We start from the raw sequence: 25,006 nt of genomic DNA on the forward strand, positions 1-25,006 counted from the left end.
GCCCCACAGATGCTGCTCATCACCTGCCCGTGGTGCGGGCCCCGCGACGAGGCCGAGTTCCACTACGGCGGCCAGGCCCACGTGGCCTACCCGGAGACCCCCTCCGCCCTCACCGACGAGGAGTGGGCCCGCTACCTCTTCTTCCGCGACAACACCAAGGGCCCCTTCGCCGAACGCTGGAGCCACGCGGCGGGCTGCCGCCGCTGGTTCAACGCGATCCGCGACACGTCCACGAACGAGATCCTGTCGGTGTACCGCGCGGGGGAGCCCCGCCCGGCCACCCCGGAGCCGAGGCCGGTCACGGCCCAGCCGAGCCCGGTCACGTCCCAGCCGCGTCCGGCATCACCAGCCCGTCCGGCGTTCGAGGACGAGGCCGTTCAGGCCGAAGGGGGGCCCGGGGGCGCAGCCCCCGGAAGCGGGGTCGCAGGGGCGCAGCCCCTTGAGGATGGGACGGGTAGGGGCGGCGGGGGCGAGCCGACCCAACCGTTCCGGCACCCCACCCGAGGCCGCATCGACCGCGACACCCCCCTCACCTTCACCTTCGACGGCACCGAGTACCAGGGCCACCGAGGCGACACCCTCGCCTCCGCCCTCCTCGCCAACGGCGTCATCGAAGCCGGCACCAGCATCAAACTCGGCCGCCCCCGAGGCATCTTCTCCGCCGGCGTCGAAGAGCCCAACGCGATCATCCAGATCGAGGCACCCTTCCCCGAGCCGATGCTCCCCGCAACCACCGTCGAGCTCTACGACGGCCTGGTCGCCACCAGCCTCCCCGGCCAGGGCCGCCTCGCCACAGAACCCGACCCCGCCCGCTACGACGCCGTACACACCCACTGCGACCTCCTGGTCGTGGGCGCGGGCCCGGCCGGCCTCGCGGCCGCCGCCGCGGCGGCGCACAGCGGCGCCCGCGTCATCCTCGCCGACGACCAGCCGGAACCCGGCGGCAGCCTCCTCGGCACCGCCGAACACCTCGACTGGGTGGGCGAGACGGCCGCCGCGCTCGACGCCGCCCCCGAGGTCCGCGTCCTGCACAGCACCACCGTCTTCGGCTACTACGACGACAACCACCTCCTCGCCGTCGAGCGCCGCACCAACCACCTCGGCGGCGCGGCCCCCGACCACGTCTCCCGGGAACGCGTCTGGCGCATCCGCGCCCGCCGCGTCGTCCTCGCGACCGGCGCCCACGAACGCTCCCTCGCCTTCGCGGACAACGACCGCCCCGGCGTGATGCTGGCCTCCTCGGCCCGCACCCACGTCAACCGCCACGGTGCCCTGCCCGGCCGCCGCGCGGTCGTCCTCACCACCAACGACAGCGCCTACGCGGCCGCCCTGGACCTCGCCTCGGCGGGCCTGGACATCACGGCGATCGTCGACACCCGCCCCGAACCGGGGGAGTGGGCCGAGCGCGCCAGGGCCGCGGGCATCGAGGTCCTGGCCGGACACGCCGTCACCGGCACCGAGGGCGAGCCCCGCCTCACCGCCGTGACCGTCGCCCCGTACGGCGAGCCCGGCGGGCAGCGGGAGTTCGCCGTCGACCTGCTGCTGGTCTCCGGCGGCTGGAACCCGGTGGCGCACCTGTTCAGCCAGGCCGGCGGCAAGCTCCGCCACGACGAGGCGCTGGGCTCCTTCGTGCCCGACACCTGCCGCCAGGCCGTCGAGGTCGTGGGCGCCGCGAGCGGCCTCTTCGACACCGCCGGCGTCCTCGCCCAGGGCGCCGCCGCCGGTGCCCGCGCGATCGAGGCCGAGGGCTACACGGCCGAGGCGCCCCGCCTCCCCGCGATCGCCCCGCAGCCCGCCGGCACACCGCCGATGCACGTCTACGTCGTCCCGGGCGACTCGGACGCCCCCCGCTTCGTCGACCTCCAACGCGACGTCACGGTGGCCGACCTGGCCCGCGCGACCGGCGCCGGCCTGCGCTCGGTGGAGCACACCAAGCGGTACACCACCGCCGGCACGGCCAACGACCAGGGCAAGACCTCCGGCGTGCTGGCCAGCGGGGTCGTCGCCGAACTCCTCGGTGTGGACGTCTCCTCCCTCGGCACGACCACCTTCCGCCCGCCGTACACCCCGGTCTCCTTCGCCGCCCTCGCGGGCCGCGACCGGGGCGTGCTCAGCGACCCGGTCCGGACGACCGCCCTGCACGACTGGCACGTCGGGCACGGCGCGCTGTTCGAGAACGTCGGCCAGTGGAAGCGCCCCTGGTACTACCCGAGGGACGGCGAGGACATGGAGACCGCCGTGCTGCGCGAGTGCGCCGCCACCCGTGAGGGCGTGGGCTTCATGGACGCCTCCACCCTCGGCAAGATCGACGTCCAGGGCCCGGACGCCGGGGTCTTCCTCGACCTGCTCTACACCAACATGATGAGCACCCTGAAGGTCGGCATGATCCGCTACGGCGTCATGTGCCGCCCGGACGGCATGGTCTTCGACGACGGCACGGTCATCCGGGTCGACCGCGACCGGTTCCTGGTCACCACGACGACCGGCAACGCCGCCACCGTGCTCGACTGGATGGAGGAGTGGCTCCAGACGGAGTGGCCCGAGCTGAAGGTCCACTGCACCTCCGTGACCGAACAGTGGGCCACCGTCGCCCTGGTCGGCCCGAAGTCCCGTGAGGTCCTCGGCTCCCTCGCCCCCGGACTCGCCGTCGCCAACGAGGACTTCCCGTTCATGGCCTGGCGCGAGACCACCGTCGCGGGCATCGAGGCCCGGGTCTGCCGGATCAGCTTCTCCGGTGAACTCGCCTACGAGATCAACGTCTCGCCGTGGGAGGCACTGACCCTCTGGGAGGCGCTGTACGAGGCCGGCGCCCCGTACGGCATCACCCCGTACGGCACCGAGACCATGCACGTCCTGCGCGCCGAGAAGGGCTACCCGATCATCGGCCAGGACACCGACGGCACCGTCACCCCGCAGGACCTCGGGATGAGCTGGGTCGTCTCGAAGAAGAAGTCGGACTTCATCGGCAAGCGGTCCCACACCCGCCCCGACGCCGTCCGGCCCGACCGCAAGCACCTGGTCGGCCTCCTCCCCGAGGACCCGGGCACCTTCCTCCCCGAGGGCACCCACCTGGTCGCCGACAGCGTGCTGCCGGCCCCGCCCGTCCCGATGCTCGGTCACGTCACCTCCAGCTACCGCAGCGCCGCCCTCGGCCGGACCTTCGCGCTCGCCCTGGTCAAGGGCGGCCGGGACCGCGTCGGCGAGCGGCTGTACGCCCCCGTGGGCGACCGACTGGTCCCCGTGACCGTCGCGAGCCCCGTCCTCTACGACCCCGAGGGAGCCCGCCGCGATGGCTGACACCGCCCCGACCTCCCGGCCCCGCAGCCCGCTCGCCGGGGCCGCCGACCGGCTGGCCGCCGCCACCCGCACCTCCGGGGGCAGGCTCCGGCTGGCCGAACTCCCCTTCCTCACCCAGCTCGACGTACGCCTCGACGCCAAGGAGGCGGCCGCCGACGCCGTCGGCCTCGCGCTGGGCCTCCCGCTGCCGCTGGAGCCCAACACCGTCGCCCGCGCGGGGGAGTTGACCGCGCTGTGGCTCGGCCCCGACGAGTGGCTGCTCGTGGGGCCGCCGGGCGGCGAGCGCGAGCTGGAGAGCCGGATCCGGGAGGCCGCCGGCGAGGAGCCGGTCTCCGTGACCGACGTCTCCGCGCAGCGCACCACGGTCCTCGTCGCGGGCGCCGCCGCCCGCGACCTGCTGGCCCACGGCTGCGCGCTGGACCTGCACCCGAGGGCCTTCGGCCCCGGGCGCTGCGCCCAGACCACCCTGGCCCGCACCCAGGTCGTCCTGGTCGCACGGGAAGAGCCCAGCGCGGGCTTCTGGGTCCTGGTCCGCTCGTCGTTCGCCGGCTATCTGGCCGACTGGCTGCTCGACGCGGCGACGGAGTACGTCTGAGAGACGGGCCAGTACCCGTCACCGCGTCGAAAGTCGAGCACACGGCCGCGCCCTGCTGGAGCAGGGCGCGGCCGTCGTGGAGTCGGCGCGCCCCGGCGCGGTCGCCGCCACCGGACTGTCCGCGGCGGTCAGCCCGGACAAGGGTCAGCCCGGACGTTGGTTAGCCCGGACATTGGTCAGCCCAGATACCCCATCCTGCGGCTGATCTCCTCGGCGCCCCGCGTCAGGACGGGCACGAGTTCGCGGACGCGGTCCTCGGTGAAGCGGTAGGCCGGGCCGGAGGCGCTGAGCGCGGCGATGACCTCGCCCTCGCGGGAGCGGATCGGGGCCGCCATGGCGTGCAGGCCGATCTCCAACTCCTCCAGCGTGACCGCGTACCCGCGTTCGCGCGTCGTGTCGAGGTCCTTCTCCAGCTTCGTCCTGGTCGTCAGCGTGTGCGGCGTCAGCCGGCGCAGTCCGGACGCCTCCAGCACCTCGGTCCGCTGCCGCTCCGGGAGGTGGGCCAGCAGGATCTTGCCGCTGGACGTGGCGTGCAGGGGGGTGAGCTGGCCGACCCAGTTGTGGGTGCCGACCGCGCCCGGACCGCGCACCTGGTGGAGGTTGACCGCGTAGTGCTCCTGGAGCACGGCGATGTTGACGGTCTCGCCGATCTCCTCGCTGAGCCGTTCGCACACCTGCCGGCCCTGCTGGGTGATGTCGAGCCGGCCCGTGACGGCGCCGGCGAGCCGCACGATGCCGAAGCCGAGCCGGTACTTGCCCCGCTCGGCCGTCTGCTCGACCAGCCCGCGTGCCTCCAGCGCCCCGAGCAGCCGGAAGGCGGTCGACTTGTGGACGTCGATCTCGGCGGCGACCTCACTGACACCGGCCTCGCCGCGCTGGGCGAGGATCTCCAGCACGCTGACGGCACGGTCGACGGACTGCACACCGTTCACCGCGGAACCCGTCGTTGCGCCCTCTGCCGCGTAGTTGCTCATGGCGAAACCATAGTCGGCCCGGCCAACCTCTTGACAGTGGGTGTCCGCGAGGAGACAGTTTGGTCGTCGTTGCTCATAGCGAATGCAGTTGCGCTATATGAAACTCAACGATCCTTCCTTCCTCGACGAGGAGATCGACCGTGACACACGAGGTACGCGCCGTCGTCGCCCGCAAGAAGGGCGCCCCGGTCTCGGTGGAGACCGTCCTGGTGCCGGACCCCGGCCCCGGTGAGGCGCTGGTACGGGTGCAGGCCTGCGGCGTCTGCCACACCGACCTGCACTACCGGGAGGGCGGGATCAACGACGAGTTCCCGTTCCTGCTCGGCCACGAGGCGGCGGGCGTGGTGGAGTCGGTCGGCGAGGGCGTCACCGACGTCGCCCCCGGCGACTTCGTCGTCCTCAACTGGCGTGCCGTCTGCGGCACCTGCCGTGCCTGTCGCAGGGGCAGGCCCTGGTACTGCTTCGCCACGCACAACGCCGTCCAGCCGATGACCCTGGCCGACGGCACCCCGCTCTCCCCGGCCCTCGGCATCGGCGCCTTCGCCGAGAAGACCCTGGTCGCCGCAGGACAGTGCACCAAGGTGGACCCCATGGCCTCACCGGCCGCCGCCGGGCTCCTCGGCTGCGGTGTGATGGCCGGGTTCGGTGCCGCCGTCAACACCGGTGGCGTGGGACGCGGTGACTCCATCGCCGTGATCGGCTGCGGCGGCGTGGGCATGGCCGCGATCGCGGGCGCCAAGGTCGCCGGAGCCGGCCGCATCATCGCCGTCGACGTCGACGAGCGGAAGCTGAAGTGGGCCGAGCGGTTCGGCGCCACCGACACCGTCGACTCCTCGAAGACGGACGCCGTCGAGGCGATCCGCGAACTCACCGGCGGCTTCGGCGCCGACGTGGTCGTGGACGCCGTCGGCCGCCCCGAGACCTTCAAGCAGGCCTTCTACGCACGCGACCTGGCCGGCACGGCCGTCCTGGTGGGTGTCCCCACGCCCGAGCTGAAGCTCGAACTGCCCCTGCTCGACGTCTTCGGCCGCGGCGGCGCGCTGAAGTCCTCCTGGTACGGCGACTGCCTGCCCTCCCGCGACTTCCCCGCCCTGATCGACCTCTACCTCCAGGGCCGTTTCGACCTGGGCGAGTTCGTCACCGAGACCATCGGCCTGGACGACGTCGAGGCCGCGTTCGCCAAGATGCACCACGGCGACGTCCTGCGTTCGGTGGTGGTCCTGTGACCGCCCGCGTCGAGCGCCTCGTCACCTCCGGCACCTTCGCCCTGGACGGCGGCACCTGGGACGTCGACAACAACGTCTGGCTGATCGGCGACGACGAGGAGGTCCTCGTCGTGGACGCCGCGCACGACGCGGACGCCATCGCGGCCGCCGTCGGCGACCGTCGCCTGGTCGCCGTCGTGTGCACCCACGCCCACAACGACCACGTCAACGCCGCCCCGGCCCTGGCCGCCCGCCACGGCGCGCCCATCATGCTCCACCCCGCCGACACCGTCCTGTGGAAGATGGCGCACGGCGAGGAGGCGCCCGACTTCCGCGAACTGGCCGCGGGCGAGACCCTGCGCGTCGCAGGCGTCGAGCTGACGGTGCTGCACACCCCCGGCCACTCGCCCGGCGCGGTCTGCCTCCACGCCCCCGCGCTGAACGCCCTGTTCTCCGGGGACACCCTCTTCCAGGGCGGCCCCGGGGCCACCGGCCGCTCCTTCTCTGACTTCGGCACCATCGTCGCCTCCATCCGGGACCGGCTGCTGACGCTCCCCGCCGACACCACCGTCCACACCGGGCACGGCGACACCACCACGATCGGGGCCGAGGCGCCCCACCTCGACGACTGGATCACCCGCGGCCACTGAACCGCCCGCCACCGCTTCCCGATTCCTCCGAAGGTGACTCGATGACCCTCACGAACCTGCCGCCCAGCCTGATCCCCACGCTGTCCGGCGCGTACTACACGGACCCCGGAGTCTTCGCCCAGGAGCAGGAGCGGGTCTTCGAGGCCATGTGGTTCTGTGTCGCCCGCGCCTCCGAACTGGCGAAGCCCGGTGCCTTCCGCACCTACCAGGTCGGACGCGAGAGCGTCCTCGTCTCCCGCTCCCGCGACGGCTCGGTCAGGGCCTTCCTCAACATCTGCCGGCACCGGGGGGCCAAGCTCTGCCTGGAGGAGTCCGGCGAGGTCAAGCGGGCCTTCCAATGCCCGTACCACGCCTGGACGTACGGCCTGGACGGCAAGCTGGTGGCCGCGCCCAACCTGACCTCGATGCCGGACATCGACCGGACCGAGTACGGCCTGATCAACGTCCATGTGCGGGAGTGGCTCGGCTATGTCTGGGTCTGCCTGGCCGACGAGCCGCCGTCCTTCGAGGCCGACGTGCTGGGCGCGGTCGTCGAGCGGCTCGGCGACCTGGAGTCGATCGAGCGCTACGACATCGACAGCCTCTCCGTCGGTCGCCGGATCACCTACGACGTGAAGGCGAACTGGAAGCTGATCATCGAGAACTTCATGGAGTGCTACCACTGCGCCACGATCCATCCCGAACTCACCGAGGTGCTGCCGGAGTTCGCGGACGGGTACGCCGCCCAGTACTACGTGGGCCACGGCGCGGAGTTCGGCGAGGAGGTCCAGGGGTTCACGGTCGACGGCTCTGAGGGCCTGGACCGCATTCCGGGAGTCGCCGAGGACCAGGACCGCCGCTATTACGCGATCACCGTCCGGCCGCAGGTCTTCATCAACCTCGTTCCCGACCACGTGATCTTCCACCGCATGTACCCGATGGCGGCAGACCGCACGATCGTCGAGTGTGACTGGCTGTACCTGCCGCACGTCGTCGACAGCGGCAAGGACGTGGAGCGTTCGGTGGAGCTCTTCCACCGGGTCAACCAGCAGGACTTCGACGCCTGCGAGCGCACCCAGCCGGCGATGAGCTCGAAGGCGTACGCCAAGGGCGGGGTCCTGGTGCCCAGCGAGCACCACATCGGCGAGTTCCACACCTGGCTGCAGAACAAGCTCGACGTCGGACCCACGCGCTGACCCCGCCCCGTTCCGCCCCTTGACACCCCCCGATTCCACCGAAACCATGTTGCGCATGGCGCCCGTTGTTGTGTCATGTGCGACATCCTCTCGTCTGGAGCCCGCATGAGGAGCATCACCGTCGTCGGAGCGTCGCTGGCGGGCGTGAGCACGGTCCGCGCGCTGCGCGCGGAGGGCTACGACGGCGAGATCGTCGTCGTGGGGGAGGAGCGCCACGCTCCATACGACCGTCCGCCGCTGTCCAAGGACTTCCTCAAGGGCGAGGTCGACGCCGACGCGCTCGCCCTCGGCGACCCCGACGAGTACGACGACCTGGACGTGCACTGGCTGCTCGGCGAGCGGGCGGTGCGCCTCGACCCCACCGCCCGGACCGTCACCCTGACCGGGGGCCGTCAGGTGCGCACCCACGGCGTGGTCGTCGCCACCGGCGCGAGCCCGCGCACCCTCCCCGGCTCCGACGGGTTGGCCGGCGTCCACACCCTGCGCACCCTCGACGACGCCCTCGCCCTGCGGTCCGAACTGCTGACCGGCCTGCCCAGGCTCGTCGTCATCGGCGCCGGCTTCATCGGCGCCGAGGTGGCCTCCACGGCCCACCGGCTCGGGCTGCACGTCACCGTCGTCGAGGCGGCCGAGGTGCCGCTGGAGCGCCAACTCGGCCGCGAGATGGGCCTGGTCTGCTCCTCCCTGCACACCGATCACGGCGTCGCCCTGCTGTGCGGCACCGGCGTCGCCGAACTCCTCGGCGAGGACCGGGTCACCGGCGTACGGCTGGCGGACGGACGGGTGCTGCCCGCCGACGTCGTCGTGGTCGGCGTGGGTGTACGGCCCAACACCGACTGGCTCGCCGGCTCCGGGGTGCTGGTGGACGACGGCGTGGTGTGCGACGCCGGCTGCGCGACCACCGTCCCCGGCGTCGTGGCCGTCGGCGACGTGGCCCGCTGCCCCCACCCGTTCACCGGACGGCACGCCCGCGTCGAACACTGGAGCAACGCCACCGAGCAGGCGAAGACCGCCGCCCGCACCCTGCTGACCGGCGTGTCCGCGCCCGCCCCGCTCACCGCCCCGTACTTCTGGTCCGACCAGTACCGCACCCGCATCCAGCTCGCCGGGTACGTCGTCCCGGGCGCCGAGCCCGAGGTCGTCGAGGGCGATCTCGACAGCCGTACCTTCACGGCCGTCTACCGGTACGGGGGCGACCCCGTGGCGGTGCTCTCCCTCAACCAGCCGAAGTTCTTCAACCGACTCCGCCGCACGCTCGTCCCCGTCGCCGCGGCCGCCGTGTCCTGAGCGCCCCGCCCGGGAGCGTCCCGCCCTCACCTCCTCCCTCCGGAACCCGCACAGGAGACCGCTGATGACCCTCTTCAACCAGTCGCTGCACGACCTGGACCCCGAGGTCGCCGCCGCCGTCGACGCCGAGCTGCACCGCCAGCAGTCCACCCTGGAGATGATCGCGTCCGAGAACTTCGCCCCCGTCGCGGTTCTGGAGGCGCAGGGCTCGGTCCTCACCAACAAGTACGCCGAGGGCTACCCGGGCCGCCGCTACTACGGCGGCTGCGAGCACGTCGACGTCGCCGAGCAGATCGCCATCGACCGGGTGAAGGACCTGTTCGGCGCCGAGTACGCCAACGTGCAGCCGCACTCCGGCGCCTCCGCCAACCAGGCCGCGCTCTTCGCGCTGGCCCAGCCGGGCGACACCATCCTGGGTCTGGACCTGGCGCACGGCGGGCACCTCACCCACGGCATGAAGATCAACTTCTCGGGCAAGCAGTTCCACGTCGTGCCCTACCACGTGGACGACTCGGGTCTCGTCGACATGGACGAGGTCGAACAGCTGGCCAAGGCCCACAACCCCAAGGTGATCATCGCCGGTTGGTCGGCGTACCCGCGTCAGCTGGACTTCGCGGAGTTCCGCCGGATCGCCGACGAGGTCGGCGCCCACCTGTGGGTCGACATGGCGCACTTCGCGGGTCTGGTCGCGGCCGGGCTGCACCCGAACCCCGTGCCGTACGCCGACGTGGTCACCTCCACCACCCACAAGACCCTCGGCGGGCCGCGCGGCGGCATCATCCTGGCGAAGAAGGAGTTCGCGAAGAAGCTCAACTCGTCGGTGTTCCCGGGCTTCCAGGGCGGTCCGCTGGAGCACGTCATCGCGGCGAAGGCGGTGTCCTTCAAGGTCGCGGCGAGCGAGGAGTTCAAGGAGCGCCAGCGGCGCACGGTCGAGGGCGCGCGGATCCTGGCGGAGCGCCTGACGGCCCCGGATGCCCGTGAGGCCGGCGTCGACGTCCTGTCCGGCGGCACCGACGTGCACCTCATCCTCGTCGACCTGCGCGACTCCGAACTGGACGGGCAGCAGGCCGAGGACCGCCTGCACGAGGTCGGCATCACCGTCAACCGCAACGCCGTCCCCAACGACCCGCGCCCGCCGATGGTCACCTCCGGCCTGCGCATCGGCACGCCGGCCCTGGCCACCCGCGGCTTCACCGCCGAGGACTTCACCGAGGTCGCCGACGTCATCGCCGAGGCCCTCAAGCCGGCCTACGACGCCGAGGCCCTCAAGACCCGGGTCAAGGCACTCGCCGACAAGCACCCGCTCTACCCCGGTCTGTGACCGACAACCTCCCGCAGGGGGCGTGCCGTCACCGACCGGTACGTCCCCTCCGACTCCACGGAGCGTGGCGTGGCAATCAGCGTCTTCGACCTGTTCTCCATCGGCATCGGCCCGTCCAGCTCCCACACCGTGGGCCCGATGCGCGCCGCCGGGATGTTCGTCAGGCGGCTGAAGCAGGACGGGGCGCTGGCCCAGACCGCCGCCGTACGGGCGGAGTTGTTCGGCTCCCTCGGCGCCACCGGGCACGGCCACGGCACACCCAAGGCGGTCCTGCTCGGCCTGGAGGGCAACGAGCCGCACACCGTCGACGTCGGCCGGGCCGACCTGGACGTCGAGCGGATCCGCGCCACCGGGCGACTCCATCTCCTGGGCGCCGAGATCGGCCCCGCCCACGAGATCGGGTTCGACACCGCGACCGATCTGGTCCTGCACCGCAGGCGCTCACTGCCGTACCACGCCAACGGCATGATCCTCGTCGCGTACGACGCCGACGGGGCGCCGCTGTTGGAGAAGACGTACTACTCCGTCGGCGGCGGTTTCGTGGTCGACGAGGAAGCCGCCGGAGCGGACCGCATCAAGCTCGACGACACCGTGCTGCCCCACCCGTTCAGCACCGGCGACGAACTGCTGCGGCTCACCCGGGAGACCGGCCTGTCGATCTCCGCGCTGATGCTGGAGAACGAGAAGGCATGGCGCACCGAGGAGGAGATACGCGCGGGCCTGCTGGAGATCTGGCACGTCATGGAGGCGTGTATCGCGCGCGGTCTGGGCCGTGAGGGCATCCTCCCCGGCGGTCTGAAGGTCCGTCGCCGGGCAGCGGCGGCCGCGCGCGCCCTGCGCAGCGAGGGCGACCCGTTGGCCCGCGCGATGGAGTGGATCACGCTGTACGCGATGGCCGTGAACGAGGAGAACGCCGCCGGGGGCCGCGTGGTCACCGCGCCGACGAACGGCGCGGCCGGCATCATCCCCGCCGTCCTCCACTACTTCCTGGAGTTCGTGCCGGGCGCCGACGACGACGGCATCGTGCGGTTCCTGCTCGCCGCCGGCGCGATCGGCATGCTCTTCAAGGAGAACGCCTCCATCTCCGGCGCCGAGGTCGGCTGCCAGGGCGAGGTCGGCTCCGCCTGCTCCATGGCCGCCGGGGGCCTCGCCGAGGTCCTCGGCGGCAGCCCCGAACAGGTCGAGAACGCCGCCGAGATCGGCATGGAACACAACCTCGGCCTCACCTGCGACCCCGTCGGCGGCCTCGTCCAGATCCCCTGCATCGAACGCAACGGCATGGCCGCGGTGAAGGCCGTCACCGCCGCGCGCATGGCGCTGCGCGGCGACGGCCGGCACCACGTCTCCCTCGACAAGGTCATCAAGACCATGAAGGAGACCGGCGCCGACATGAAGGTCAAGTACAAGGAGACCGCCCGCGGCGGCCTCGCCGTCAACGTCATCGAGTGCTGAGCGGCCTCGGGTGAGAACGCGGGAAGGCGCCCCGCGAGTCTTCACGCGGTCGGCGTGGGGAGTTCACCTCTTCGCCCACCCCCGCGGCGATGGGTTGGTAAGGCTTGCCTTATATTTTGATCGTTCCGCCCTCCGCAAGACAGGACCACCATGCGCACCACCCCCCGCCGCCTCCTGGCAGCCCTCACCCTCACCCCGCTGCTGGCCGGTTGCTTCGCCGGAGGCGAGGAGGGGGCCGGCGCGAGCGGCGGGTCCGGAGGCGGGGGCCGCCTGCGGATAGCGCTCGCCGTGCCGCCGGTGCAGGCTCTGTCGCCGTACAGCAACGACGCCACCGTGCTCAGCAAGCTCTCCGTCGCCGAAGGCCTCACCGCCCTGGACCGGAACGGTGCCGCCGCCCCCGCCCTGGCCAAGTCCTGGACCCGCGAGAACGACACGACCTGGGTCTTCGAGTTGCGCGAGGCCACGTTCCAGGACGGCACCGACGTCACCGCCGAGTCGGTCGTCAACGCCCTCGACCACGCGAACGAGGCCGAGACCAAGCCCCGCGTACTGAGCGACGTGTCGCTCACCGCCGAGGCCGACGACGCCGACACCGTCACCATCACCACCAAGACCGCCGACCCGGTCCTCCCGCTGCGGCTGGCCAGCCCCGCCCTCGGCATCCTCGCCGAGAAGGCGTACGCCGACGACGGCACCGTCAGCCCCGTCGGCACCGGCACCGGCCCCTTCGAGATCACCCGGCTCACCGGCAAGACGAAGGCCGCGCTCAGCCGTTACGACGGGTACTGGGGCGGCAAGGCCAAGGCGTCCGGGATCGACGTCACCTGGATCGCCGACGGCACCGCCCGCGCCAACGCCCTGCGCGGCGGCGACGTCGACATAGCCGAGTGGATCCCCACCGCCCAGGCCAAGCTCCTCGACGAGAACACCCGGCACGAAGTGCCCTCCGTGCGCACCGACAGCCTCGTCCTCAACACCGGCAGCGGCCTGTTCACCGACGCCGGTCTGCGCGCCGCCGCCCGTGAGGCGGTGGACGGCGAGGTCCTCGTCGACTCCGTCTTCGACGGCTACGCCGACCCCGCGCAGGGCCTGTTCGGGCCGGCCGTCCCCTGGGCCGCCGACCGGCGGGTCGAGGTGACCGGCCGGGCGAAGGCCGCGACCACCGCACAGGTGAAGGCCGAGACGAAGGGCAGGACCCTGCGCCTGGCCACGTACACCAACCGCGCCGAACTCCCCGAGGCCGCCACCGTCCTCCAACAGCAGCTGGAGAAGGCCGGGTTCACGGTGAAGCAGGACGTGCGCGAGTACACCCAGATGGAGGCCGACCTCCTCGCGGGCGAGTACGACGCCCTCGTCTTCTCCCGGGTCACGCTCCTCGACACCGGCGACGCGGTCGCCTACCTCGCCAGCGACTACACCGGCGACGGCGTCTACAACATCGCCGGCCTGAAGGACGCCGCGGTCGACCGGGCCGTCGCGTCCGCCGCCGGGGAGGGCGACACGGCCGAGCGGCAGAAGAAGGTCATGCGGGCCGAGGCGGAGATCCTGCGCACCGACGCCGTCGTGCCCCTGGTCCACGAGAAGGTCGTCCAGGGCATCTCCGCCGATGTCGAGGGCGTCCTCCTCGACCCCCGTGAGCGTTCGCTGGTCGACGTCGACACCCGGCTGAAGTAGCCGCCGATGAGCAGCACGTCGACGGCCGGTGTCCACGGCCCGCCCACGCGATGGCGGGCGGGCGCCGGCCGCCTCGCCGCCGGAACGGCCCTCCTGACGGCCGTGGCCTTCCTGCCGTGGCTGTCCGGCGTCGACCCCGCCCTGACCGTGCTGCGCGCCCGCGCCGCCGACCAGGACCCCACCCCGGCCCAGCTGTCCGCCGTACGCGAGCAACTGGGCCTGGACGAGGGGCCGTTCGCCCATCTCGGACACTGGCTGAGCGGACTGGCGCACGGGGACGCGGGCACCTCCTGGGTGTCGGGCGATCCGGTACTGCCCCAGGTGACGACGGCCCTCGCGGTCTCCGTCACGCTGATGCTCGGCGCCCTGGTGGTCACGATCGCCGTGGCCGCGGCGGTCTGCGCCCGCACCCTCCACCTCGGATCCCGGCGAAGGCTGCGCCACAAGCGGGCGGGCACCGCGGCCGCCGTGCCGGCCGCCCTGCCCAAGTTCCTGCTCGCCTCGTTGCTCGCGACGGTCTTCGGGGTGTGGCTGGGCTGGTTCCCGTCCCAGGGCTGGGAGGGACCGCGATCGATGGTGCTGCCCGCTCTCGCCCTCGGCATCCCCTCCGGCGCCATGATCGGCGGGCTGCTCGACCAGGCCCTGCCCGCCGCCTTCAACGAACCCTGGGCACGCACCTGGCGCGCCTACGGCTGCTCGGGCGGCCGCATCGCCCGCACGGCACTGCGCACCGCCCTCGCCGGTGTGCTCCCGCAGCTCCTGCCGACCGTCGTCGCCCTGGTCGGCGGCGCGGTCGCGGTCGAGAAGATCTTCAACATCCCGGGACTCGGCCGTCTCTCGCTGGACGCGGCCACCGCCCAGGACATGCCGCCGCTCCAGACGGCGACCCTGACCCTGGTGCTGCTCGGCGTCTGCGCCGGCCTCCTGATCCAGGTCCTGCGGCACGCCCTGCTCGGTCCCGCCCTGCGGGACGGTGCCCTGCCCGCCCTGCACCCGCCCAGGCTCCCGCGCTCACGCTCGCTGCCCTGGATCGTCGGACTCTGTGCCACGACCCTCCTCGCCGTGGTCGTGGCCGGCCTCCTGCGGGACCCGTCGCACGTCGAGACGACGGCGAGGCTGCTGTCCCCGTCCCTCGCGCACCCTCTCGGCACCGACTCGCTCGGCCGCGACCTGCTGGCCCGGCTGGGTCACGGAGCCCTCCGTACGGTCGGTGTGGCGCTCGCGGTCACGGTGGTCAGTGCCGTCGTCGGCCTGGTGATCGGCACGACCGCCCAGCTGGGGGCGGGCCTGACCGAAGTGGTCTCGACGATGCCGGCCGTCCTCGCCGGACTGCTCACCACCGCCGTGACCGGCCCGTCGGTCTGGGGCGCCGCGTGCGCGGTGTGCGTGGTGGCCTGGACACCGTACGCCGCCCAGTCCGCCGCCCTGCTGGAACAGGAACGGGCCAGCGGCCACCTCCTCGCGTCGATCTCCTTCGGCGCGGGCCCCACCTACCTGCTCCGCCACCACCTGCTGCCCGCCGTCCTGCCGGCCCTGGTGCGCAACGCCCTGCTCCGCCTGCCCACCACGGTCCTCGTCCTCGCCTCCCTCGGCTTCCTCGGCCTGGGCGAACAGCCGCCCACTCCCGAGTGGGGCCGCCTCCTCTCGGAGAACCAGCCCTACGCGGAACTGGCCCCCTGGACCGTCATGGGCCCGTCCGCCGCCCTCGTCCTCCTCTCGGTCCTCTCCATCTCCACCACGACCTGGAGCCGCGGCCGGCCCCGGGGCGCGGCCGGGGTCACGGCTTCCGCGCCACCGCCCCCAACTGCGGTACGACCGTAGGCTCGTCACCGGGGTCGGGACGCCACAGCGAGCACGGGACGAGGCCCGGCTCCAGGAGGGTGAGGCCGTCGAAGTACCGGGCGACCTCCGCGCCGCCGCGCGCGGTGACCGGTGGCTTGGCGTGCGCGTTCCAGAACTCCATGGCTTCCAGCTGGAGTTCGCCGCCGAACTCCGGCTCGGTGGTGGGGTGCGTCAGCACGAGGAAGCTGCCGGGGGCGAGCGGTTCGAGGAGCCGGTGGCACATGGCGCGGGCCTCGGCGTCGTCGAGGACGAAGTTGAGGATGCCGAGCAGCATCAGCGCGACGGGCTCGCCGAAGTCGAGGGTCTCCCCGGCGACGCGCAGGATCGTGTCCGGGTCATGGGCGTCGGCGTCGATGTAGGCCGCGGCGCCTTCCTCGGTGCTGGTCAGCCGGGTGCGGGCGTACGCGAGCACGATGGGGTCGTTGTCGACGTACACGATCCTCGACGAGGGTGCGACGCGCTGGGCGATCTCGTGGGTGTTCTCCAGTGCGGGCAGCCCCGTGCCGATGTCGAGGAACTGGCGTATGCCCCGCTCCTCGGCCAGATGGCGCACCGCGCGGACGAGGAACCGCCGGTCGGCGGAGGCGATGTGGCGGATGACGGGGATCAGTCCGGCGACGTGGTCCCCGACCTGCCGGTCGACCTCGTAGTTGTCCGTGCCGCCCTGCCAGTAATTCCAGACGCGGGCGTTGTGCGCGGTCGTGGTGTCCGGGAGTTCGCGTGCGGTGTCGGCGGCCTGGTTCTCGCTCACGTGGTCCTCTCCTGGCACGCCCAAGGATCCGATGACGGTGGGCAGTTGGGGCCCGTGTGGCGTGACATGGCGTCATTGTGCCGCCGCCCTTCGGCTGGTGTTCGTGCACACCCCTAGACATCCGATGTATTTACCGGCAACGATGATCGCGGCCCCGACCGAGGTCGATGTGGCTGCGCAACTGCCGTGAAAGAGCCGATGAATGGCCGGGAGATCTCACAGTGATCGATGAAGCTCAGCCGCAGAGACGAAGCCTCCTCAAGTTCGGTGGGGCACTCGCCTTCGCACCTCTGGCCACCGGGCTGACGGGCACCACCGCCACGGCACAGCCGGCCGCCGGGAGCCGAGCCTCGGAGGCCGTCCGGTGGCCGACCCTGTCGCGTGACGCCCTGCGCTACACCGTCCCCGCCACGAACTGGGAGGCGCAGGCCCTGCCGATCGGCAACGGCAGGCTCGGCGCCATGCTCTTCGCCGATCCCCACGAGGAGCGCATCCAGTTCAACGAACAGAGCCTGTGGGGCGGGCTGAACGACTACGACAACGCCCTCGCCGGAAAGCCGGACAGCGACTTCGACACCGGCATGAACGGCTTCGGCTCGTACCGGGACTTCGGCGACCTCACGGTCACCTTCGCCGCCGCGCCCAGGGCCAGGGTCACGGCGCCGGGCGGACCGTACAACAGCTCACCGTCGGAGGGGGTCGACAAGTCCCACGACGGCGAGACGGGCACCAAGTGGTGCATCGACCGGCCCGGCGCGAAGGTGCGGTGGCAGGTCGAGCTGCCCGCTCCCGTGGAGGTCGCCTCGTACCGTCTGACGAGCGCCAACGACGTGCCGCAACGCGACCCGCAGGAGTGGACGCTCTCCGGTTCCACCGACGGCGAGGCCTGGACCGTGCTGGACAGCCGCACCCTCGCGGCGCCCTTCGAGAGCCGCTTCCAGACCAAGCGGTTCGACTGCGCGGACCCGGCGGCCTACCGCTTCTACCGGTTCGACTTCGTCCCCAAGGCGGGCGTCAGCCACTTCCAGGTCGCCGAGATCGGCCTGACGGGCGTCGACCTCGGCGCGTCCGGGGCGGTGTACGTGTCGTCGCCGGGCGGACGCTCCGGCGGGTCGTCCCAGGACGCAGGCCCTGCCTCCGGCGCCCGGTCCACGGACGTCTCCCGTTCGGTGGACCGGGACCCGGCCACCGTCTGGCGGGTCACGGGCACCTCACCCGAGCTGGTCTGGCAGGCCGACCTGCCCCGCGCCGTCGCCCTCACCTCGTACACCCTGACCGCGGCCCCGAACCGCCCGCGGGAGGACCCCCGGCAGTGGACGCTGGAGGCGTCGAAGGACGGCAGCACCTGGACGACCCTCGACACCCGGCGGTACGGCACGCCGTTCGCCGACCGGGGCGAGACCCGCACCTTCCGGTTCACCAACACCACCGCCTACCGCGTCTACCGGCTCACCCTGACCCCCGACTCCGCCGCCGACGGCTGCCAGATCGCCGAGATCGCCCTGGCGAACGAGGACTTCGACACGCGCACCCGGCCCGTGGTCGTCGACTACCGGCGCGCCCTCGACTTCGTGGACGGCGTCCACGTCACCCGCTTCGGCGCACCGGGGCAGCGCGTCGTCCGGGAGGCCTTCGCAAGCCGCGCCGCCGACGTCATGGTCTTCCGGTACACGACGGAGGCGGCCGAAGGGCTCTCGGGGGCGATCTCACTGACCTCCGGTCAGGAACAGGCCCCGACGACCGTGGACGCCCGCGCACGGCGGATCGCCTTCAGCGGTGTCATGGGCAACGGCCTCAAGCACGCGTGCACCGTCCGTGCCGTGCACACCGACGGAGACTTCACCGCCGACGGGTCGGTGCTCCGGTTCAGCGGATGCACGACGCTGACGCTGCTCCTGGACGCCCGCACCGACTACCGGCTCGACGCAGCCGCCGGGTGGCGCGGAGCCGATCCGCAGGCGGCGATCGACCGGGCGCTCGACAAGGCCGCCGCCCGCTCCTACACCGCACTGCGCAAACGGCACACCACCGACACGCGCGCCCTGATGAACCGGGTCTCGGTCGACTGGGGCACCTCCGAGGACGCCGTCGTCGCGCTGCCGACCGACGCCCGGCTGGCCCGCTACGCGGCGGGCGGGGAGGACCCGACCCTCGAACAGACGATGTTCGACTACGGCCGCTACCTGCTGATCAGTTCCTCCCGCCCGAAGGGCCTGCCCGCCAACCTCCAGGGCCTGTGGAACGACAGCAACCAGCCTGCCTGGGCCGCCGACTACCACACCAACATCAACATCCAGATGAACTACTGGGGCGCGGAGACGACGAACCTGCCCGAGTGCCACGAGGCACTCGTCGGGTTCATCGAGCAGGTCGCGGTGCCCAGCCGGGTCGCCACCCGCAACGCCTTCGGCGCGGACACCCGCGGCTGGACCGCCCGCACCAGCCAGAGCATCTTCGGCGGCAACGCCTGGGAGTGGAACACCGTCGCCAGCGCCTGGTACGCCCAACACCTCTACGAACACTGGGCGTTCACCCAGGACCTGACATATCTGCGCGACCTCGCCCACCCGATGATCAAGGAGATCTGCCAGTTCTGGGAGGACCACCTCAAAGAACGCGCGGACGGCCTCCTCGTCGCGCCGAACGGCTGGTCCCCGGAGCACGGGCCCCGCGAGGACGGCGTCATGTACGACCAGCAGATCATCTGGGACCTGTTCCAGAACTACCTCGACTGCGAGGCGGTCCTCGACGCGGACCCCGCCTACCGGGACAAGGTAGCGGACATGCAGGCCCGTCTGGCGCCGAACAAGATCGGCAAGTGGGGCCAACTGCAGGAGTGGCAGGAGGACATCGACAGCCCCACCGACATCCACCGCCACACCTCACACCTCTTCGCGGTCTACCCCGGTCGCCAGATCACCCCGAAGACGCCCGACTTCGCCGCCGCCGCCCTCGTCTCCCTCAAGGCCCGATGCGGCGAGAAGGAAGGCGTCCCGTTCACCGCCGCGACGGTGTCGGGCGACAGCCGCCGCTCCTGGACCTGGCCCTGGCGTGCGGCCCTCTTCGCCCGCCTCGGCGACGGGCACCGCGCCCGGATCATGCTGCGCGGACTGTTGACCTACAACACGCTGCCCAACCTGTTCTGCAACCACCCGCCCTTCCAGATGGACGGCAACTTCGGCATCTCCGGAGCCGTCGCGGAGATGCTCCTGCAGAGCCACGACGGAAGCATCCACCTGCTGCCCGCCCTGCCCGACGCCTGGAAGGCCAAGGGCTCCTTCACCGGCCTGCGCGCCCGCGGCGGCTACGAGGTGAGCTGCGAGTGGCGCGACGGGAAGGTCACGTCGTACGAGATCGTGGGCGACCGGGCGCGGAACCGGAACAAGGTCACCGTCCGGGTGAACGGCACCGACCTCAGGGTGAGACCGCGCAGGCCCTGACGGTCACGCGGGCTTGGCGGCGGCATCGACCGGGGTGTCGGTGTCGTCCGCCTCGCTCCGCGCCATGTGCAGAAAACGCCGGATCGCCTCGACCGACATGTCGAGCGCCTCGGACGCCGACTGCTCGTCACCGAACACCTGCACCGCCTCGGTGACGGCCACGGCGAGCTCGGCCTCCGCCTTGCGGACCTTGCCCTCCGCCTTGTCCACGGTGTCGACGACCGACAACTGGCGGCGCTGCTTCTCCTGAAGCCGCTGTTTACGGGAGAGGGTTCTGTCAACGTTCTGCACAGTCATGCCCAAGATCATAAGGGCCTGGGCATGCCCCCAACTCCTGGGCGTGGGACCCTTCCCCGGTCACCTCTGAACCCGCGGGTGCGCCCGCAGGGGGCGGACTCCACCCCGGGAAAGGGATCATGCGTTCTCTGACGTTCGTCTACGGCACGGGGCGCAGCGGCTCGACCGCGCTCTCGCGCATCCTCAACGCCCACCCCGACGTACTGAGCCTGAACGAGTACATGGCCTCGGTGGGTGACGCCTCCTTCCCCACGGGGCAGGTGAGCGGCGGGGAGTTCTGGCAGACGCTCTCCCGGCCCGCGCCGCATTTCGAGCGCATGACCCGCAGCGGGCTGCCGCTGCCGGAGTTCCTCCACACCCGAGTCCCCGGCCGGTACGCGGCGTCCACGTCGGGCATCCCCGCGCTCTCCCTGATGGTGCTGCCCCACCTCACCGACGACCCGGACGCGCTCCTCGACGAACTCGGCGCGACCGTGGTCCGGTGGCCGGAACGCCCCGCCGCCGAGCACCACCGGGCCCTGTTCGGTCTGCTCTGCGCCCGGTTCGGACGCACCGCCGTCGTCGAGCGCTCCGGCTACTCGACCGGCTGGGCACCGGGGCTGCGGGCGACCTTCCCCGAGGCCAGGTTCGTGCACATGTTCCGCGACGGCCCGGACTGCGCCCTGTCCATGAGCCGCCACCCCGGGTACCGCACGATCTGCCTGCTCCGTGAGATCAGGACCCGCTCCGGTGTCGACAGCCTCGCCGATCTGACCCCCGATCACGTCCGCGCGTTGCCCCCCGACCTGGCACCCCTGCTCGACGACCGCTTCGACCCCTCCCTCGTACGCGACCGTCCCATCCCCCTGCGGACCTTCGGCACTCTGTGGTCCGAACTCGTCACCGAGGGAACGGAGTTCCTCCGCCTGCTCCCCGAAGACCGGCGCGCCACCCTCTCCTACGAGGGCCTCCTGGACCACCCCGCCGAAGAGCTGACCCGCCTGGCCCGGTTCATCGGCGTGGCCCCCGACCCCCAGTGGCTGCACGCCGGATCGGCCCTGCTCGACCACGGCCGACGAGGCTCCGCCGCCACCCTGCCCGCCACCGAACGCGCGGCCCTGCGCGACGCCTGTGCCCCGGGAACCCGCGCCTTGGTGTCATAGCGTTCACCCGCTGTCGATTGCAACGCGCTGGCGCGATGTGTTGCGTTGATAGCCTGCTCGTTGCAACGAAATCACGCAGTTGACCTGCCCCTATAGCTATATCGCGCAATAACTACGTTGCCGAACCTATGAACGCAACGTAGCGTTTCCGTATCGAGAAACGGTGCGCGATCGCGAGGGGGCAGGTCATGGGGACAGCGCACAGCCGACGGCAGGCGGCGCCCGGCGCAGGCGCGGCCTTCGCCCGCTTCGTGCTCTGCGGCGGGGGAGTGGGCCTCGCCTCCAGCTTCGCCGTGGGGGCTCTCGCCTCCTGGGTCCCCTGGATCCTGGCCAACGCCTTGGTCACGGCAGCGTCCACGCTGCTCGCCACCGAGTTGCACGCCCGCTTCACCTTCGGCGCGGGTGGGCGCGCGACCTGGCGTCAGCACGCGCAGTCGGCCGGCTCCGCGGCGGCGGCGTACGCGGTGACCTGTGGGGCGATGGTCGTCCTGCACCTCCTGGTGGCGGCGCCCGGGGCGATGCTCGAACAGGCCGTCTACCTGTCGGCCTCCGCCCTCGCCGGCGTCGCCCGGTTCGCGGTGCTGCGCCTCGTCGTCTTCGCCCGCGACCGCTCGCGACCGGGTCGGACCCGCTCGCGAGCGGACGCGGGCGTCGGGTCGCGCACAGCGGAAGGCCCGCGTCGCGTCGCCCCCGCTCACCCGGCCGGATGGAATCGCTGCAGCCGGGCGAGTGCAATGCGACGGCGGGCATCCGTCCGCGTGTGCGAAGGGCGGAAGGCTGTCGCACATGCTCACACCACACGCGCGACCAGCGTGGCGGCGACACGGTGAACGCCCCCGCCGGCCCTTCCCGGCCCGGGCCGGCACCGTCGCCGCCGCCGTCCTGGCACTCCTGCTCTCCTTCCCCGGCACCGCCACCGCGGCTCCGGGCGACCTCGATCCCACCTTCAGCGGCGACGGCAGGGTGCTCACCGGCTTCGCCGACGACGATCACGCAGGCGACGTGGCCGTACAGCCCGACGGGAAGATCGTGTCGGTCGGCGCCTCCGCCGACTACTCCGTGACGGAGAGCCACTTCGCCCTGACCCGGCACAACCCCGACGGCACCCCCGACACCGGGTTCGACGGCGACGGCCGGGTCACGACCCCGATCAACAACATGGGCCCCGACTTCCAGTGGAGCGAGGCCAACGCCGTGACGCTCCAGCCCGACGGCAAGATCGTCGTGGCGGGCATGAGCTGGCGGGAGTACGAGAACTGCTGCTGGTTCGTGGTGGCCCGCTACGACGCCGACGGCACGCTGGACGACACCTTCAGCGGCGACGGCAGGGTCTTCGCCGACATCGGCGGCCCCACCGAGGCCCTCGACGTGGCGATCGACGCCGACGGCAGGATCGTGGCGGCCGGCTACAGCGGGGGATTCGTCGCAGCGGCCCGCTTCGACGCCCAGGGCACCCCCGACACCTCGTTCGGCGGCGACGGCGTGGTGACCGTCGACCCGACACCCAACACCCAGGAGGCGGGCGGCGACGCCCGCAGCCTGGCGCTCCAGTCCGACGGGAAGATCGTCGTCGGGGGCGAGGTGGGATCGACCAGCTTCGACTTCCTGCTGATGCGCCTCAACGCCGACGGCACCGTGGACAACGGCTTCGGCACCGCCGGCATCGTCCGCACCGACTTCGGCGCCTACGACGGAGTGCGGTCACTGGCGATCCAGCCCGACGGCAGGATCGTCGCCGGCGGCTCCAGCGACGACCGGGTCGCCCTGGCCCGCTACACCACCAACGGCACGCTCGACACGAGCTTCGACGGGGACGGCCGGGTCCTCACGCCCGGCGCGTTCGCCTACGACATGGCGCTCCAGTCGGACGGACGGATCGTCACCGCCGGTGGCACGAACGGCGACTTCGCCGTGCTGCGCCACAACCCCGACGGCAGCCAGGACAGCGGCTTCGGCACCGGGGGCGTCGCGACCGCCGACTTCGGCGGCAGCGACAGTGCCCGCGGGGTGACCCTCCAGACCGACGGCAGGATCGTCGCCGCGGGCGGGGGCGGACCGAACGCCGACTTCGCCCTGGCCCGCTTCGAGGGCGGCGGCACCGTCCCGCCGCCCCCGACCGGCGTCGACCTGTCGGTGACGAAGTCCGGCCCCACCACGGCCGCCATCGGTGACCGTCCCACCTACACCGTGCGAGTGACCAACAACAGCACCACGACCTCCGCCACCAACGTCTCCCTGTCCGACACGCTCAGCGGAGTCGCCGCCTCGGTCGTCTCGGCGACCACCACCTCGGGCACCTGCACCACGACGGCGACCGCCGCGAACTGTTCCCTGGGCACCCTCGCCCCCGGAGCGGCCGCCACGGTGACGGTCGCCGCCGAACCCCGGGCCACCGGCACCCTCACCGACCGGGCCACGGCCGGCGCCACCCAGACCGACCCGAACACCGGCAACAACACCGCCACGGCGACCACCACGGTCAACAACTCCCGTGGCTGCACCCGTATCGGCACCAGCGGCAACGACAGCATCACCGGCACCTTCGGCAACGACGTGATCTGCGCCCTCGGCGGCGACGACACCGTGAACGCGGGCTCCGGCAACGACACCGTCCACGGCGGTCACGGCAACGACCGCGTCGACGGAGGCAACGGCAACGACACCCTCAACGCGGGGCCCGGCACCGACAACCTGATCGGCAACTTCGGCACCGACAACCTCAACACGGTCGACCAGGTCTCCGGCAACGACACCGCCAACGGCGGCCCCAACACGGACACCTGCACCACGGACGCGGGCGACATCCGCGTCAGCTGCCCCTGACCCGCCCCTCGTCCTCCGGGCCCCGCGCATCGCCGTGCGGGGCCCGGAGCAGTGCCTCCAGCGGGTACGGGGTCGCCCGGCTCTCGTGGCGGAAGCGGTCGTAGAAGTCCCCCATCACCGCGGCGACCGGCGCGTGCCGGGCCAGGATCGCCCTGATCGTCTCGGGGGCGTCCGCCGGGAGCTCTCCCCGGGCGCAGGCGCGCACGAACTCCTTACGTTCCGCCGGGGCGTACCCGTACAGGGCGACGGCCAGCCAGTTCACCAGGTGGGTGACGGAGTAGCACCGGTCGTAGGTGCGGTGCGCGTCGTAGAACTCCGCCTCCCCCGGGGCGAGTTCGAAGCTCGACGCGAGTGAGAGGCCGTAGTCGGCGAAGTAGAGTTGGCGGCCGTCGGTCAGGATGTTCTGGAAGTGCGCGTCGAAGTGCAGCAGCCCGCGGTCGTTCATGAACGACACGCCGGCTTCCAACTCCTCCTCCACCATGGCACAGGCCCGCTCGGCCGCCTCGCCACCGGCCTCGATCCGGGCGCCCAGCCAGTCGTGCAGGTTCTGCGGGATGTACTCCAGGAACAGCGCGAGGCTCGCCGAGGAGTGCCGCAGTTCCTCGATCCGGCGACGTATCCCCGAGCCGCCGCCCCAGTAGGCCACGGCCCGTTCCACGTCGGCCAGTTCCTCGGGGAGCGGCCGACCGTCATCGGGGAGGACACGCCAGTGATACATCAGGGGGAAGCCTTCGTGCTCGCCCGCGACCACCCAGTCCGTCGTCATGGTGTGCACGGCCAGCTCCCGCCAGGCCCCGAACCCCGGCCCGCCGACGCTGCCCACGCCGTACTGGCAGTGGACCGGCAGCCCGAAAAGGTTCGCCGTGGAGTGGGCGTGCTCCGGGCGTCGTTCGAGATCGGTCAGGCGGACCTGCTTGACGAAGACCGGTGTTCCGTCGACGTCCAGCAGGAACGACGTGCCGCCGATGCCGGTGCCGAGTGGGGCGGCGGTGTCGACCAGCTCCCGCAGTTCACGGTCGCCGCACCGCGCCAGCGTCGCGGAGACGGTGCGGTGCGTGGTCAGGCGGGTGTCGCGGGGCAT

General features: G+C 72.0%; 17 protein-coding genes and 1 pseudogene. 14 read left to right on the forward strand and 4 right to left on the reverse strand.

All coding sequences use genetic code 11. From position 1 onward, the window contains the following. The first annotated feature begins 9 nt into the window (after window positions 1–9). Window positions 10–3,297, forward strand: a complete 3,288-nt coding sequence (locus tag L3078_RS42355) for a sarcosine oxidase subunit alpha family protein (protein ID WP_239759614.1) — start codon at window positions 10–12, stop codon at window positions 3,295–3,297. After that, window positions 3,290–3,892: a sarcosine oxidase subunit gamma gene (locus tag L3078_RS42360; protein WP_239759615.1), complete on the forward strand. Its 603-nt coding sequence runs from the start codon at window positions 3,290–3,292 to the stop codon at window positions 3,890–3,892. Before L3078_RS42355 ends, L3078_RS42360 begins: the two co-directional genes overlap by 8 nt. 176 nt (window positions 3,893–4,068) lie before the next feature. Here the strand turns inward: L3078_RS42360 and L3078_RS42365 are convergent, their stop codons facing one another. Next, window positions 4,069–4,866, reverse strand: a complete 798-nt coding sequence (locus L3078_RS42365; RefSeq protein WP_239759616.1) for an IclR family transcriptional regulator — start codon at window positions 4,864–4,866, stop codon at window positions 4,069–4,071. A gap of 140 nt (window positions 4,867–5,006) precedes the next feature. Here L3078_RS42365 and L3078_RS42370 point away from each other — a divergent pair, with 140 nt between their 5' ends. The 8 genes from L3078_RS42370 to L3078_RS42405 all read left to right on the forward strand — a co-directional run bounded on the left by L3078_RS42370 (window position 5,007) and on the right by L3078_RS42405 (window position 15,451). Then, window positions 5,007–6,092 carry an S-(hydroxymethyl)mycothiol dehydrogenase gene (locus L3078_RS42370; RefSeq protein ID WP_239759617.1) on the forward strand — a complete coding sequence of 362 codons (1,086 nt, stop codon included), beginning with the start codon at window positions 5,007–5,009 and terminating at the stop codon, window positions 6,090–6,092. Further along, entirely contained in the window at window positions 6,089–6,721 is a 633-nt protein-coding gene (locus L3078_RS42375; RefSeq protein ID WP_239759618.1) for an MBL fold metallo-hydrolase, read from the forward strand. The genes L3078_RS42370 and L3078_RS42375 overlap by 4 nt, the downstream gene beginning before the upstream one ends. A 41-nt stretch (window positions 6,722–6,762) precedes the next feature. Further along, window positions 6,763–7,896, forward strand: coding sequence for an aromatic ring-hydroxylating oxygenase subunit alpha (locus L3078_RS42380; RefSeq protein WP_239759619.1), 1,134 nt, complete (start codon window positions 6,763–6,765; stop codon window positions 7,894–7,896). A 105-nt stretch (window positions 7,897–8,001) separates the two neighbouring features. Beyond that, window positions 8,002–9,183, forward strand: a complete 1,182-nt coding sequence (locus tag L3078_RS42385; protein WP_239759620.1) for an NAD(P)/FAD-dependent oxidoreductase — start codon at window positions 8,002–8,004, stop codon at window positions 9,181–9,183. Between the two features lie 64 nt (window positions 9,184–9,247). After that, window positions 9,248–10,504 (forward strand): serine hydroxymethyltransferase, encoded by a 1,257-nt coding sequence (gene glyA, locus L3078_RS42390; RefSeq protein ID WP_239759621.1) that lies wholly within the window; start codon window positions 9,248–9,250, stop codon window positions 10,502–10,504. A gap of 69 nt (window positions 10,505–10,573) precedes the next feature. Then, entirely contained in the window at window positions 10,574–11,956 is a 1,383-nt protein-coding gene (locus L3078_RS42395; protein ID WP_239759622.1) for an L-serine ammonia-lyase, read from the forward strand. A gap of 150 nt (window positions 11,957–12,106) precedes the next feature. After that, window positions 12,107–13,630: an ABC transporter substrate-binding protein gene (locus L3078_RS42400; RefSeq protein WP_239759623.1), complete on the forward strand. Its 1,524-nt coding sequence runs from the start codon at window positions 12,107–12,109 to the stop codon at window positions 13,628–13,630. A gap of 6 nt (window positions 13,631–13,636) precedes the next feature. Beyond that, window positions 13,637–15,451, forward strand: coding sequence for an ABC transporter permease subunit (locus L3078_RS42405; RefSeq protein ID WP_239759624.1), 1,815 nt, complete (start codon window positions 13,637–13,639; stop codon window positions 15,449–15,451). On the opposite strand, the gene L3078_RS42410 is transcribed toward L3078_RS42405, so the two are convergent. Next, a complete protein-coding gene (locus L3078_RS42410; RefSeq protein WP_239759625.1) occupies window positions 15,408–16,223 on the reverse strand; it encodes an SAM-dependent methyltransferase in 816 nt (271 codons plus the stop codon). The genes L3078_RS42405 and L3078_RS42410 overlap by 44 nt on opposite strands. A gap of 221 nt (window positions 16,224–16,444) precedes the next feature. Between L3078_RS42410 and L3078_RS42415 the strand changes: the two genes are divergently transcribed. Further along, a complete protein-coding gene (locus L3078_RS42415) occupies window positions 16,445–19,663 on the forward strand; it encodes a glycosyl hydrolase family 95 catalytic domain-containing protein (RefSeq protein WP_239759626.1) in 3,219 nt (1,072 codons plus the stop codon). 3 nt (window positions 19,664–19,666) lie between these two features. Here the strand turns inward: L3078_RS42415 and L3078_RS42420 are convergent, their stop codons facing one another. Then, window positions 19,667–19,960: a hypothetical protein gene (locus L3078_RS42420; RefSeq protein WP_239759627.1), complete on the reverse strand. Its 294-nt coding sequence runs from the start codon at window positions 19,958–19,960 to the stop codon at window positions 19,667–19,669. Between the two features lie 119 nt (window positions 19,961–20,079). On the opposite strand from L3078_RS42420, the gene L3078_RS42425 reads away from it, so the two are divergent. The 3 genes and pseudogenes from L3078_RS42425 to L3078_RS42435 all read left to right on the forward strand — a co-directional run bounded on the left by L3078_RS42425 (window position 20,080) and on the right by L3078_RS42435 (window position 23,925). Then, window positions 20,080–21,102 (forward strand): sulfotransferase, encoded by a 1,023-nt coding sequence (locus tag L3078_RS42425; protein WP_239759628.1) that lies wholly within the window; start codon window positions 20,080–20,082, stop codon window positions 21,100–21,102. Between the two features lie 188 nt (window positions 21,103–21,290). Next, a pseudogene (locus L3078_RS42430) lies at window positions 21,291–21,719 on the forward strand (hypothetical protein); the annotation flags it as partial. 169 nt (window positions 21,720–21,888) lie between these two features. Beyond that, a complete protein-coding gene (locus tag L3078_RS42435) occupies window positions 21,889–23,925 on the forward strand; it encodes a calcium-binding protein (protein ID WP_239759629.1) in 2,037 nt (678 codons plus the stop codon). On the opposite strand, the gene L3078_RS42440 is transcribed toward L3078_RS42435, so the two are convergent. Beyond that, complete coding sequence (locus L3078_RS42440) at window positions 23,912–25,006, reverse strand: protein kinase family protein (protein WP_239759630.1); 1,095 nt, start codon at window positions 25,004–25,006, stop codon at window positions 23,912–23,914. The two genes, L3078_RS42435 and L3078_RS42440, sit on opposite strands and share 14 nt — an antisense overlap.

This window comes from Streptomyces deccanensis (assembly GCF_022385335.1).
Classification (GTDB): Bacteria; Actinomycetota; Actinomycetes; order Streptomycetales; family Streptomycetaceae; genus Streptomyces; species Streptomyces deccanensis.